Source organism: Pseudomonas sp. BN606 (assembly GCF_029873115.1).
Classification (GTDB): domain Bacteria; phylum Pseudomonadota; class Gammaproteobacteria; order Pseudomonadales; family Pseudomonadaceae; genus Metapseudomonas.
Genome location: NZ_SSOF01000080.1, coordinates 59,114 through 72,177, shown reverse-complemented (window position 1 = coordinate 72,177; position 13,064 = coordinate 59,114). Strand labels below are relative to the sequence as shown.

Annotated in this window: 11 protein-coding genes; 5 read left to right on the top strand and 6 right to left on the bottom strand. The window is 64.5% G+C overall.

Features of this window, described 5'->3' with window-relative positions:
* Nucleotides 1-58: 58 nt before the first annotated feature.
* Entirely contained in the window at nt 59-904 is an 846-nt protein-coding gene (locus E8E75_RS22980) for a PA5502 family lipoprotein (RefSeq protein ID WP_153919366.1), read from the bottom strand.
* A gap of 201 nt (nt 905-1,105) precedes the next feature.
* Here E8E75_RS22980 and E8E75_RS22975 point away from each other — a divergent pair, with 201 nt between their 5' ends.
* Nucleotides 1,106-2,734: a GMC family oxidoreductase N-terminal domain-containing protein gene (locus tag E8E75_RS22975; RefSeq protein ID WP_153919368.1), complete on the top strand. Its 1,629-nt coding sequence runs from the start codon at nt 1,106-1,108 to the stop codon at nt 2,732-2,734.
* On the opposite strand, the gene znuB is transcribed toward E8E75_RS22975, so the two are convergent.
* From znuB to E8E75_RS22960, 3 genes are read right to left on the bottom strand one after another with little or no spacing between them, the layout of a single operon-like run.
* Nucleotides 2,706-3,491: a zinc ABC transporter permease subunit ZnuB gene (gene znuB / locus E8E75_RS22970; protein WP_153919370.1), complete on the bottom strand. Its 786-nt coding sequence runs from the start codon at nt 3,489-3,491 to the stop codon at nt 2,706-2,708. The genes E8E75_RS22975 and znuB overlap by 29 nt on opposite strands.
* Nucleotides 3,484-4,284, bottom strand: coding sequence for a zinc ABC transporter ATP-binding protein ZnuC (znuC, locus tag E8E75_RS22965; RefSeq protein ID WP_120653770.1), 801 nt, complete (start codon nt 4,282-4,284; stop codon nt 3,484-3,486). Before znuC ends, znuB begins: the two co-directional genes overlap by 8 nt.
* Nucleotides 4,281-4,781 carry a Fur family transcriptional regulator gene (locus E8E75_RS22960; RefSeq protein WP_120653769.1) on the bottom strand — a complete coding sequence of 167 codons (501 nt, stop codon included), beginning with the start codon at nt 4,779-4,781 and terminating at the stop codon, nt 4,281-4,283. The genes znuC and E8E75_RS22960 overlap by 4 nt, the downstream gene beginning before the upstream one ends.
* A 64-nt stretch (nt 4,782-4,845) precedes the next feature.
* Between E8E75_RS22960 and E8E75_RS22955 the strand changes: the two genes are divergently transcribed.
* The 3 genes from E8E75_RS22955 (at nt 4,846) to E8E75_RS22945 (ending at nt 8,835) form a co-directional block, all read left to right on the top strand.
* Entirely contained in the window at nt 4,846-5,760 is a 915-nt protein-coding gene (locus tag E8E75_RS22955) for a zinc ABC transporter substrate-binding protein (protein WP_120653768.1), read from the top strand.
* 224 nt (nt 5,761-5,984) lie between these two features.
* Nucleotides 5,985-8,132: an adenosylcobalamin-dependent ribonucleoside-diphosphate reductase gene (locus tag E8E75_RS22950; protein ID WP_153919373.1), complete on the top strand. Its 2,148-nt coding sequence runs from the start codon at nt 5,985-5,987 to the stop codon at nt 8,130-8,132.
* 16 nt (nt 8,133-8,148) lie between these two features.
* Nucleotides 8,149-8,835, top strand: a complete 687-nt coding sequence (locus E8E75_RS22945; protein WP_077527573.1) for an NrdJb — start codon at nt 8,149-8,151, stop codon at nt 8,833-8,835.
* A 59-nt stretch (nt 8,836-8,894) separates the two neighbouring features.
* On the opposite strand, the gene E8E75_RS22940 is transcribed toward E8E75_RS22945, so the two are convergent.
* Nucleotides 8,895-9,845, bottom strand: a complete 951-nt coding sequence (locus E8E75_RS22940) for a homoserine kinase (protein ID WP_120653766.1) — start codon at nt 9,843-9,845, stop codon at nt 8,895-8,897.
* Nucleotides 9,846-9,874: 29 nt separating this feature from the next.
* Nucleotides 9,875-10,156 (bottom strand): DUF2782 domain-containing protein, encoded by a 282-nt coding sequence (locus tag E8E75_RS22935; RefSeq protein WP_069081419.1) that lies wholly within the window; start codon nt 10,154-10,156, stop codon nt 9,875-9,877.
* A 74-nt stretch (nt 10,157-10,230) separates the two neighbouring features.
* On the opposite strand from E8E75_RS22935, the gene polA reads away from it, so the two are divergent.
* Nucleotides 10,231-12,981 carry a DNA polymerase I gene (gene polA / locus E8E75_RS22930; RefSeq protein ID WP_153919376.1) on the top strand — a complete coding sequence of 917 codons (2,751 nt, stop codon included), beginning with the start codon at nt 10,231-10,233 and terminating at the stop codon, nt 12,979-12,981.
* Nucleotides 12,982-13,064 lie beyond the last annotated feature (83 nt).

The window sequence follows — 13,064 nt, the reverse complement described above, 5'->3', positions numbered from 1 at the left end:
ACGAGGAATAAGCGACAGGTGGACTTCGTGCAGTCTAGTCGCCGCCCGGCAGGGGCGTTCAGTGGCGGGGGCTGAGCACCAGGCGCGGGACCTGGTCGGGCTTCAGGGCCTGGCTGTACTGCGTCTTGAAACCAGGGTCGAGTTTCTTCACCCGTGCCGACAGCAGGGCGGCGACCCATGGATAGTCCTTGGCCTCGCGCACCTGAATCTGCACGGCGCAATCGTGAGCGACGATATCGGCGGCCACACCATCCAGCAGGCGACGCAGGTTCTCGTTGTCATCACGGTCGAGCTGGGGCATTTCCACCAGCGGCGTTAAGGCGCGCAGCGGTTTGGCGGCCTGGGCGACGGGTTTTTCACCCTCGGGGGCGTTGGGCAGTGTGGCGTTCGCCTGGATGGCGGCGGCTTGGCGCTCGGCGGCTTCGCGCAACTGGCGGGCCTGTTCCAGGCGCGCTGCGTTTTCCTTGGCAGCTGCGGCTTCGCTGGCGCGGCGGGCCTGCTCTGCGCGAGCTTCGGCGTCCTCACGGGCCTTGTCGATGGCTCCGTCCAGTCCAGTGGTCAGGGCCGGCGCCTGAGGCATCAGGCTGCGGGCATGGCTGAGGGCCTTGGCGGCGTTGTCCAGGTCGCCCTGTTGCAGGGCGGCCTGGCCACGCTTCAGCCAGGCATCGGCGAGCTGGCGCTGATACTGCTCCAGGCGGGTATCGCCAGCGGCGCTACGCTCGAGGTCCTCGAGACGGGCTTCTGCTTCGGTGAGCTTGCCTTCGGTAAGGTCACGGTCGAGGTGTTGAAAGCTGCTCACCAGTTCGTCCGTTGGCAATTCGGCCACTTGCTGGGCGGTCTGGCAGGCGGCCAGCAGCAGGGAAAAGGCGACAACAGGCAGGCAACGAGTAGCGAACTGCTTCATTCCGGCGGGTCTCTGATTGCTCAAAAAACGCGCGATTCTACACTGCGGCACTCTTCAGGACAAAAAGTAGGGGCAAATCGGCCGCGAGGATGGCATTTCTGGAGGCATCCCAGCGGTCCTGGATATGTCATCCAGGCTCCTGTTCGATGCGCAGCTGCTGCACTATGGCCAGTCATAACGACAAGAACGGCGAGGATTGCCATGTACCCTGCCCACGAGGAATTCGACTACCTCATCGTCGGCGCCGGCCCTGCCGGTTGCCTACTGGCCAACCGGCTCTCGGCGGACCCCAAGGTGCGCGTACTGCTGCTGGAGGCCGGTGGCCGGGATAACCATCCCTGGATCCACATTCCGGTTGGCTACCTCTATTGCATCGGCAACCCACGTACCGACTGGTGCTATCGCACCGAGGCCGAGCCCGGCCTGCATGGCCGCAGCCTGGGCTACCCGCGCGGGCGGGTGCTGGGCGGCAGTTCCTCGATCAACGGGATGATCTACATGCGCGGCCAGTCCGCCGACTACGATCGCTGGGAGGCGCTGGGCAATCCGGGATGGAGCTGGAAGGACGTGCTGGCCCTGTTCCTCAGGAGCGAAAGCCATTTCGGCGGGGCCAGTGAGTTTCATAGCGAAGCCGGCGAGTGGCGGGTCGAGCGCCAGCGCCTGTCCTGGGAAATCCTCGACGCCTTCCGGCTGGCTGCCGGCGAGTGCGGGATTGCGCCTGTCGAGGACTTCAACACCGGCGACAACCAGGGCTGCGGCTACTTCCAGGTGAACCAGCGCAGGGGTGTGCGCTGGAATGCCTCCAAGGGATTCCTGCGCCCGGTAATGCATCGGCCGAACTTGACCGTACGTACGGGCGTGGAGGTGGATCGACTACTGCTGGAGCGGGGGCGTGCAGTGGGTGTGGTTGGGCGCTGGGAAGGCCTGCAGCAGGAGTTCCGTGCGCGCCGCGAAGTGATCCTCTGTGCCGGTGCCGTAAGTACGCCCATGTTGCTGCAGCGCTCCGGGATAGGTCCCAGGCCCTTGCTGGAGCGGCTCGGTATTGGCGTGCGCCACGAACTGCCAGGTGTGGGCGGCAACTTGCAGGACCACCTTCAGCTGCGCCTGATCTTTAAGGTGTCCGGGGTGCCGACCCTCAACCAGTTGGCTGGCAATTGGTGGGGCAAGCTGGGCATGGGGCTGCAGTATCTCGCCAGTCGCAGCGGTCCGCTGGCCATGGCACCGAGTCAGCTGGGCGCCTTCGTACGTTCCGGTCCTGAGCAGACCCGGGCGAACCTCGAATATCACGTGCAGCCGCTGTCACTGGAGCGCTTCGGCGAACCGCTGCATCCCTTCCCGGCGTTCACCGCTTCGGTGTGCAACCTGCGCCCGCAGAGTCGCGGCCGGGTGGATATCCGCTCGGTCGATCACAAGGCGCCGCCGTTGATCCGGCCTAACTACCTGAGTGATGCCGAGGACTTGCGAGTCGCCGCTGATACCATACGCCTCACCCGGCGTATCGCCGCCGCGCCCGCGCTGGCGCGCTATCGGCCGGAGGAATACCTGCCGGGCCCGGCGCTACAGAGCGAAGAGGAGCTGCATGAGGCGGCGGGGCAGATCGGCACCACCATCTTCCACCCGGTGGGCACCTGTCGAATGGGCCGTGGCCCGGAGGCTGTGGTGGACGCCGAGCTGAAGGTGCACGGCGTGCCGGGATTGCGAATTGCCGACGCCTCGGTGATGCCGGAAATCGTCTCCGGCAACACCTGCTCGCCGACCCTGATGATCGCGGAGAAGGCCGCGTCCCTGGTGCTCGCCGACCTCAGGCGCGTCGCGGCAGGGCAAAGCTGAAGAGGAACAGGCTGGCCGCGGAGACAACGATGGACGGGCCAGCCGGTGTGTCCTTGAACCAGGACAGCGCCAGGCCCGCACAGACCGCCACCAGGCCCAGCAGGCTGGCGCCCAGGGCCATCTGCTCGGGACTGCGGGCATGGCGCTGGGCGGCCGCGGCCGGAATGATCAGCAACGAAGTGATCAGCAGCACGCCGACGATCTTCATGGCGACGGCGATGACGATGGCGATCAGCAGCATCAGGGCGAGGCGGATGGCCGCAACGGGCAGGCCTTCTACCCGCGCCAATTCCTCGTGCACGGTGATCGCGAGCAGCGGCCGCCACATGGGGATCAGCACCAGCAGCACCAGCGCACTGCCGCCGAGAATCCAGGCGAGGTCCGTACGGCTTACCGCCAGCAAGTCGCCGAAGAGATAGCCCATCAGGTCGATGCGTACTTCGCTCATGAAACTCAGCACCACCAGGCCCAGGGACAGCGTGCTGTGGGCGAGGATGCCCAACAGGGTGTCCGAGGCCAGTGGCTGGCGTTGTTGCAGGGTTACCAGCAGCACGGCGAGCAGCACGCAGCCGACGGTCACCGCCAGGGTCGGGTTGACGTCCAGCATCAGGCCGAGGGCCACGCCGAGCAGTGCGGCGTGGGACAGGGTGTCGCCGAAGTAGGCCATGCGCCGCCAGACCACGAAGGAACCGAGCGGGCCGGCGACCAGGGCGAGGGCGAGGCCGGCGAGCAGCGCGTTGAGGAGGAAATCAGCCATGGTTGCAGTCGGGGCCGTGCTGGTGGACAGGAGTGAAACGGGTGCCGCTGGGGAAAGGTTGCTTCACCACTTCGCCATGCAGGTCGTGGGCATGGTCGTGGTGGTGGTGATAGACCGCGAGGCTCTTGGCATCCTGGCCGAACAGCTCGACGAAGGCCGGATCGAAGCTGACCTGTTCCGGATGGCCGGAGCAGCAGACATGGCGGTTCAGGCAGACCACCTGGTCGGTGGCGCTCATCACCAGGTGCAGGTCGTGGGAGACCATCAGCACGCCACAGCCATGTCGGTCGCGCAGACGGGTGATCAGGCGGTAAAGCTCGGCCTGGCCGGCGACATCGACGCCCTGCACCGGTTCGTCCAGCACCAGCAGCTCGGGCTCGCGCAGCAGGGCGCGGGCCAGCAGTACGCGCTGCAATTCGCCGCCGGAGATGTTCTGCAGCGGGCTGTCGATCACCTGGGCGGCACCCACTTCATCCAGCGCTGCGAGGGCGGCCTTGCGGTCGACACCCGGCACCAGGCGCAGGAAGCGCAGCACGGTGAGCGGCAGGGTCGCGTCCACCTGGAGCTTCTGCGGCATGTAGCCGATATGCAGGCGCGGCTTGCGCCAGACCTCGCCCTTGTCCGGCTTGAGCAGGCCGAGCACGGTGCGCACCAGGGTGGTCTTGCCGGCGCCGTTGGGGCCGATCAGGGTCACGATTTCCCCGGCCTTTACCGCGAGGTGCACATCCTGCAGTACCGGCAGGCCGGCGAAATCGACACCGATCTTGTCGAGGCGGATCAGGACGTCGCTCATGCAGCCACCTGGCAACTGGCACAGAGGCCGACGACTTCGACGGTCTGGCCTTCGACGACGAAGCCGACGGACTTGGCGCTGTCGACGATGGCCTGGCTGATGCTCGACTGCTCCAGCTCGATGGCGGTCTGGCAGTTGCGGCAAATGAGGAACTGACCCTGGTGGGACTCGCCCGGATGGTTGCAGCCGACGAACGCGTTGAGCGAGGCAATGCGGTGTACCAGGCCGTTGTCCAGGAGGAAATCCAGGGCGCGGTAAACGGTGGGCGGCGCCGCGCGGCGACCGTCTTCTTCCGTCAGCACGCCAAGGATGTCGTAAGCGCCCAGCGGCTTGTGGCTCTGCCAGACCAGCTCCAGTACGCGCTTGCGCAGCGCAGTCAGGCGCAGGCCATGGCGACTGCAGATGGCGTCGGCCTCGGCCAGGGCGTTGGACACGCAATGGGAATGGTCGTGGGGGCGACAGGCCAGGGGGGCTTTTGCGCTGATCGGCTTGAGCATGGCGGCGGCGACGTCTGGTGAAAGAGACGTTATTCTATAACTCTTTTACCGCCGAGTCTGTGCCGTGTTCCGTCTATTCGTCCCCCTGTTCCTCAGTGCCTGTGCCCTGTCGGCGCAGGCCGATGTGCGCCTGCTGACCAGCATCAAGCCGCTGCAATTGATCGCCGCTGCCGTACAGGATGGCGCTGGCCAGCCTGACGTGCTGCTGCCTCCGGGCGCTTCGCCGCACCAGTACGCCTTGCGCCCGTCCGACGTGCGCCGGGTACGCGAGGCGGACCTGTTCTACTGGATCGGCCCCGATCTGGAAGGTTTCTTGCCCCGCGTGCTGCAAGGTCGTGACAAGCCCAGCGTGGCGCTGCAGGGTGAGCCGGGCCTGACGCTGCGCCATTTCGAAGCGCTGCACGATGAGCACGAAGACGAGCACGATGAACACGAGCACGATCATGACCATCGCCCTGGCTCTATCGACGCGCACCTGTGGCTGCTGCCGGCCAACGCAAGGGTGATCGCCGCACGCATGGCCGCTGACCTCGCCAGCGCCGACCCGGCCAACGCCGCTCGTTACCAGGCCAACCTGAAGGCCTTCGAAGACCGTCTGGACCAGCTCGACGCCCGCATGAAGACGCGCATGGCCAAGGTCGCCGGAAAGCCGTTCTTCGTCTTCCATGAAGCTTTCGACTACTTCGAGAGCGCCTACGGCCTGCGCCATGCGGGTGTGTTCAGCGTCGCCAGTGAAGTGCAGCCCGGCGCCCGACACGTCGCCGCCATGCGCGAGCGGCTGCAGAAGGCTGGTCCGAGCTGCGTATTCAATGAACCGCCAGTGCGACCACGTCTCGCCGATACCCTGACCGCCGGCCTGCAAGTGCGCCTGGCTGAGCTGGACGCCTTGGGCATGAGTGCGCCGGTGGCCGCCAACGGCTACGAGACCTTGCTGCAGAATCTGGGCGATGGCCTGGCGGGTTGCCTGGAAGCACTTTGAGTCGTTCTCCCCTCTCCCTCTAAGAGAGGGGGCGGCCGATCGTGTCCGGCCCGCCTCCGATCATTGGACCTCGCCTCGCTCGGCCCAGCGTGGCCCGCACCAACCTGCGATGGGTTGGAGCCGCCTGCTAATGTGAGAGAGGGGCCGCGGGCCGCGTTGATGTGAATCAGCGGCCGGCATTCGTGGTCGACTAGTCTGGACTCTTCATTGCAGGAGGGCAGCGGATGGCCAGGACGGGAACGCCCAAACAGGTCCAGGGCAATCATGGCATCGCCTTGCAGGCGGCGTCGGAAGAAATCTGGGATAGCAAGTACCGCCTCAAGCACAAGGACGGTACCCCCATCGATCTCACACCGGACGCCACCTGGCAGCGTGTGGCTCGCGCCTTGTCCGAGGTGGAGGCCGATGTTGCAGCGCGCGAGCACTGGTACGAGCGCTTCCTCTGGGCCCTGCGCAATGGCGCCATCCCCGCCGGACGGATCATCTCCAATGCCGGTGCCCAGGACTTCAAGCCCGCCACGTCCACTATCAATTGCACCGTTTCCGGCACCATCCTCGACTCCATGGACGACATTCTCGGCAAGGTCCATGAAGCCGGGCTGACGCTCAAGGCCGGCTGCGGCATCGGCTACGAATTCAGCACCTTGCGCCCGCGAGGCGCCTACGTATCCGGCGCCGGCGCGCAAACCAGCGGGCCCCTGTCCTTCATGGATATCTACGACAAGATGTGCTTCACCGTGAGCTCCGCTGGCGGCCGCCGGGGAGCGCAGATGGGCACCTTCGATGTCTGCCATCCCGATGTGCGCGAATTCATCCGCGTCAAGCGCGAGGACGGCCGCCTGCGCCAGTTCAACCTCAGCCTGCTGGTCAGCGATGCCTTCATGCATGCGGTGGAGAATGACACCGAGTGGCCGCTGCTCTATCCGGTGCACCCGAAGGAACGGGATGAGCTGGACTTTGGCGATCCTACCCAGGTGATCTGGCGTGACTGGCCGGTGCACGACGGCTACATCGTCCGCGAGGATGGCCTGGTGGCTTGCAAGGTCTACGGTCGCGTCCAGGCCCGGCACCTGTGGGACATGATCATGGTGTCCACCTACGATTTCGCCGAGCCGGGCTTCATCCTCATCGACCGGGTCAACGAGCTGAACAACAACTGGTGGTGCGAGGCGATTCGCGCGACCAACCCCTGCGGCGAGCAGCCGCTTCCTCCCTACGGCTCGTGCCTGCTGGGCTCGATCAACCTCACGGCCTTTGTCGAGGAGCCCTTCACCGGCGAGGCGCATTTCGATTGGGAGCGCTTCCGCGCGGTCGTGCGGGTGTTCACCCGGATGCTCGACAACGTGGTGGAAGTCAACGGCCTGCCGCTACCGCGCCAGCGCGAGGAAATCCTCGGCAAGCGCCGCCACGGCATGGGATTCCTGGGGCTCGGCTCAGCACTTGCGCTGCTGGGGTTGCGCTACGGCAGTACAGAGGCCTGTGTATTCACCGAAGAGGTGGCGCGGGAAATGGCATTGGCCGGCTGGCAGGTAGCACTGGAACTGGCGCGGGAGAAGGGCCCGGCCCCGATCCTGATGCAGGACTACGAGGTTACCGCCGCCATGCTGCGCAAGCGCCCGGAAATGGTGGACGATGGCTACAAGGTCGGCGACCGGGTACCTGGCCGCATCCTCCATGCCCGCTACTCCCGCTATATGCAGCGCATCGCCGAACATGCGCCGGAGCTGGTCGCCGAGCTGGCCGAAGTAGGGGCTCGCTTCACCCATCACAGCTCCATCGCCCCCACCGGGACCATCAGCCTGAGCCTGGCGAACAACGCATCCAATGGCATCGAGCCGAGCTACGCTCACCAGTATTCGCGCAACCTGATCCGCCCCGGGCGCAAGACCAAGGAGAAGATCGACGTCTGCAGTTACGAGCTGCTGGCGTACCGCGCGCTGGTCAACACCCAGGCACGTCCGGACGCCGAACATCCGGCGCAACGCTTGCCGGACTATTTCGTCAGTGCTGACGACATCAGCCCTGCGGAGCACGTGGACATGCAGGCGGCCGCGCAGAAATGGATCGACTCCTCCATCTCAAAGACGGCCAACGTGCCCACTGACTTCCCCTTCGAGGACTTCAAGGACATCTACCTCCAGGCTTGGCGCCAGGGACTCAAGGGTTGCACGACATTCCGCTTCAACCCGGCGGCCTTCCAGGGCGTGCTGGTGAAGGATTCGGACCTGGAGAGGACCGTCTACCGCTTCGAACTGGAAGACGGCACGCTGGTGGAGCTGCGCGGCAACGAGGAGGTGGAATACGACGGTGAGCTGCACACCGCCGCGAACCTCTTCGACGCCTTGAAGGAAGGCTATTACGGCAGGTATTGAATGCTCGGAGGCCGTCATGACCATCAAGATCGAGAAGAAGATCAAGGGTTTCAGCCTGGTCGATCTGGACCAGGAAAAGGCGCGCAAGGCTGCCGAGGAAGCGGCCGCCGTGGTGCAGATGGACGAGACGCTGCAGCGGCCGGAGACCCTGGTAGGCGCCACCTACAAGATCAAGTCGCCGCTGTTCGAGCACGCGCTCTACGTGACGATCAATGACATCGTGCTCAACCCGGGCACCGCTTTCGAGCAGCGTCGACCCTTCGAGATCTTCATCAACTCCAAAGGCATGGAGCACTTCCAGTGGATCGTCGCCCTCACCCGCATCATGTCGGCGGTGTTTCGCAAGGGGGGCGACTGCACCTTCCTGGTGGAAGAGCTGAAAGCTGTATTTGATCCGCGCGGCGGTTACCTCAAGCGCGGCGGCGTCTATATGCCGTCACTGGTGGCTGAGATCGGCGCTGTGCTGGAGCGCCATCTGGTGGCCATCGGCCTGATGGAAGGCCAGAAGCTGGACGAGGAACACAAGCTCTATCTCGCCGAGAAGCGCGCCGCCTACGAAGCCAGCCTGGGCACATCCAAGGCCGAACCCGGAGAGGGTTTTCCGCCCGGCGCCCAGCTCTGCGGCAAGTGCAACACCCAGGCAGTGGTGCAGATGGACGGCTGTGCAACCTGCCTCAATTGCGGCCATTCCAAGTGCGGGTGAGCCGAAACCTTGTGGGGGCGAATTCATTCGCCCCTACGAAAAGCGGATCCATCCTGACTTCAGAGCGCAAACGGCAGCGGAAGCTCGACCTTCTGGCGCTGCGCCAGTCGCATCTGAAACACATTGGGATCGTGGATCAGCACGTCCTGCCCGGCGAAGGCATTGGCAGCGATCAGACGCGAAAGCCAGAAGCGTACGCAAGCGATGCGCAGGGCCGTTGGCCAGAGTTCGGCCTCGGCGGCGGTGAAGGGGCGCAATGTGGCATAGGCGCCCAGCAAGGCGCGGGCAAGCGACTTGTCGAGGCGGCCATCGGCATCAGAGCACCAATCGTTCAGGCAGATGGCCAGGTCGTAGAGCATCGGCCCGGAGCAGGCGTTGTAGAAGTCGATCACCCCGGACAGGTGGGTGCCATCGAACAACGCGTTGTCCTTGAACAGGTCGGCATGCAGGTTGGCGCGCGGCAGGGCGAGGAAACGCTCCTTCACCTCACCGATTTCCCGCAGTGCATCACGCATCAGCGGCAGGGCCGTGTCGTCCAGTTGCAGGGCCAGCGCCGGACCTTCATTGAGCATCCAGTCCAGGCCGCGATCGCTCTTGCGTTCCAGCACGCGCTCGCGCGTTGCCAGGTGCAGGCGCGCCAGCAGGGCGCCAACTTCCGCGCAATGGTGGGCATTGGGTAGGTGCACATGCTTGCCCGGCAGGCGCGGCTGCAGCAGCGCTGGCTTGCCGGCGAGTTCGCGCAGGGCTTTTCCATCCGCGGTGCGCAGGGCGAAAGGAACCGGCAGGTCCGCTTCGTGGAGCACATCGAGCAGCTCGATGAAGAACGGTAAATCGTGGCTGGGGCCGCGCTCCACCAGGGTCAGTACGAATTCACCCCGCTCCAGACTGACGAAGAAGTTGCTGTTCTCGGAGCCTTCGGCGATGCCTTGGAAATCCTTCAGCCGGCCAAGCCCGTAAGGGGCGAGGAAAGCTTCCAGTTCCGGACGTTCGAGCGGAGTGAATACGGACATTGGACTACCTTGTTACGGGGTTGCGTGCGCTACCAGCTGAAGATTTCCCACGCGGGGATGAGCATGTCTGGGTTGTCCGAGCGGACATAGTTGCTTTCGCCATCGGCGCGGACCAGGAAGTAGGGCTTGCCGTTCTTCGGGGTCACCTTGATGGCGTACAGGAAACCGTTGACGCGGTATTCCTGGATGGTCTTGTCGCCTTCCTGGCGGATGGTGACGTCCGGCTCGGCGGATGGCTCGTCGGCGGCGAACGTGGCGACTGGAGCGATGGCCAGCAGGCTGGCCAGTAAAAGGCGGTTCAGTGCGCGCATGGTAACCTTGTCCCTTCTCGTCAATGATCGGTCCATTCTACTTCGGGTCCGGTGAATAAAGGTTGAATTCACGCATGAGCCAAGCCCCCCTCGTCCTGGTGGACGGATCCTCCTACCTGTACCGCGCCTTCCATGCCCTGCCGCCGCTGACAACCTCCGCCGGCTTGCCAACGGGTGCGGTAAAAGGCGTGCTGAACATGCTCAAGAGCCTGCGTCGGCAGTATCCGGACAGCCCCTTTGCGGTGGTCTTCGACGCCAAGGGCGGGACCTTCCGCGATGAGATGTTCGCCCAGTACAAGGCCAATCGCCCCTCGATGCCGGACGAACTGCGGGTGCAGGTAGAACCTCTGCACGCCAGCGTGCGCGCCCTCGGCCTGCCGCTGCTCTGCGTGGAAGGCGTGGAAGCCGATGATGTGATCGGCACCCTGGCCCGACAGAGCGCGGCCGGTGGTCGGCCGGTGGTGATCTCCACGGGCGACAAGGACATGGCGCAGCTGGTCGACGGGCACATTACGCTGGTCAACACCATGACCGGTAGCACGCTGGACATTGATGGCGTGAAGGAGAAATTCGGTGTCGGTCCTGAACTCATCATCGATTACCTGGCGCTGATGGGCGACAAGGTCGACAACATTCCGGGAGTACCCGGTGTCGGCGAGAAGACTGCCCTCGGCCTGCTCACCGGCGTGGGTGGCGGCCTCGATATGCTGTACGCCAGCCTGGACAAGGTCCCGGAACTGCCGATCCGTGGTGCCAAGGGCCTGCCGGCCAAGCTCGAAGAGCATAAGGACATGGCTTACCTGTCCTACAAGCTCGCCACTATCAAGTGCGACGTCGAACTGAACGTCGAAATCGATGCGCTGCATCCTGGCGAACCAGACCGTGATGCCCTGGCCGAGCTCTATCGCACCCTGGAATTCAAAACCTGGCTCGATGACCTGCAGCGCCAGGCGGCCAAGTCCGGCGGAGAACAACTGGCGCTGGAAGAAGCCCCGGTTGCCGAGGCCGAGAAGCGCTATGAGGTTGTGCTGGAACAACCTCGGCTCGATGCCTGGATGAAGAAACTCGAGGCCGCCCCGCTGTTCGCCTTCGACACCGAGACCACCAGCCTCGACGCCCAGCAGGCGCAGGTAGTGGGCGTGTCCTTCGCCGTCGAAGCCGGTGAGGCGGCTTACGTTCCGCTTGCCCACAGCTATATGGGTGTGCCGGCGCAGCTCGATCGTGATTCCGTGCTCAAGGCCCTCAAGCCGCTGCTGGAAGATCCGCACAAAGCCAAGGTCGGCCAACACGCCAAATACGACATGAACGTCCTGGCCAATGCCTCCACCCCGATCGCCGTGCAGGGGATCGCCTTCGACACCATGCTCGAGTCTTACGTGCTGGACTCCACCGCCACCCGCCACGACATGGACAGTCTCGCCCTCAAGTACCTGGGCCAGAGCACCATCCGATTCGAGGACATTGCCGGCAAGGGCGCCAAGCAGCTGACCTTCGACCAGATCGCTCTTGAACAGGCCGGCCCCTATGCGGCCGAGGATGCCGACGTCACCCTGCGGCTGCACCAGACCCTCTGGCAGAAGCTGGAGGCCATCCCGTCCCTGGCCAAGGTGCTGAAGGAAATCGAGATGCCGCTGGTGCCGGTGCTGGCGCGAATCGAGCGCAATGGTGCCTATGTCGACGGCAAGCTGCTGGGCCAGCAGAGCCTGGAACTGGGCGAGAAGATGGTGGGACTGGAGCGTCAGGCCTATGAGCTTGCCGGACAGGAGTTCAACCTCGGTTCGCCCAAGCAGCTAGGCGCCATCCTCTATGAAAAACTCGGCCTGCCGGTTCTGGCCAAGACGGCTACCGGTCAGCCTTCCACTGCCGAGAACGTGCTCGCCGACCTTGCCGAGCAGGACTACGAGCTGCCCAAGGTGATCATGCAGTACCGTTCGCTGAGCAAGCTCAAGAGCACCTACACCGACAAGCTGCCGCAGCAGATCAACCCGCGTACTGGGCGCATCCACACTTCCTACCACCAGGCGGTGGCGGCTACCGGTCGCCTGTCATCCACTGACCCGAACCTGCAGAACATCCCGATTCGTACCGCCGAAGGGCGGCGCATCCGTCAGGCCTTCGTCGCGCCCAAGGGCTACAAGCTGCTGGCGGCGGATTATTCGCAGATCGAACTGCGCATCATGGCCCACCTGGCCAAGGACGAAGGCCTGCTGGACGCCTTCCGCCATGATCGCGACGTGCACCGTGCCACCGCATCGGAGGTGTTCGGCGTAGCGCTGGAGGAAGTCAGCAACAACCAGCGACGCAGTGCCAAGGCGATCAACTTCGGCCTGATCTACGGCATGAGCGCCTTCGGCCTGGCCAAACAGATCGGCGTCGAGCGCAAGGAGGCCCAGGCTTACATTGACCGTTACTTCGCCCGCTATCCCGGCGTGCTGGCCTATATGGAGCGCACCCGCGAGCAGGCCGCGCAGCAGGGCTTCGTCGAGACGTTGTTCGGTCGTCGCCTTTACTTGCCGGAAATCCACTCCAAGAACCAGGCCATGCGCAAGGGCGCTGAGCGCACTGCGATCAACGCGCCGATGCAGGGCACCGCAGCTGACATCATGAAGCGTGCGATGGTCGCGGTGGACGATTGGCTGCAGGAAAGTGGTCTGGACGCTCGCGTCATCCTGCAGGTTCACGACGAACTGGTCCTGGAAGTGCGCGAGGAGCTGGTCGCGCAGGTAAGCGAGCAGATTCGTTCGCTCATGAGCGGTGCCGCCGAGCTGGATGTGCCGCTGGTAGTGGAAGTGGGCGTGGGCGACAACTGGGACGAGGCGCACTGAGTGCGCCTTCAGGGCGGGCATCTGTATCAGCAGAGAAACAGATGCTTATTCCATGATCGAATAAAAAGCTTCTTTTGATAGCA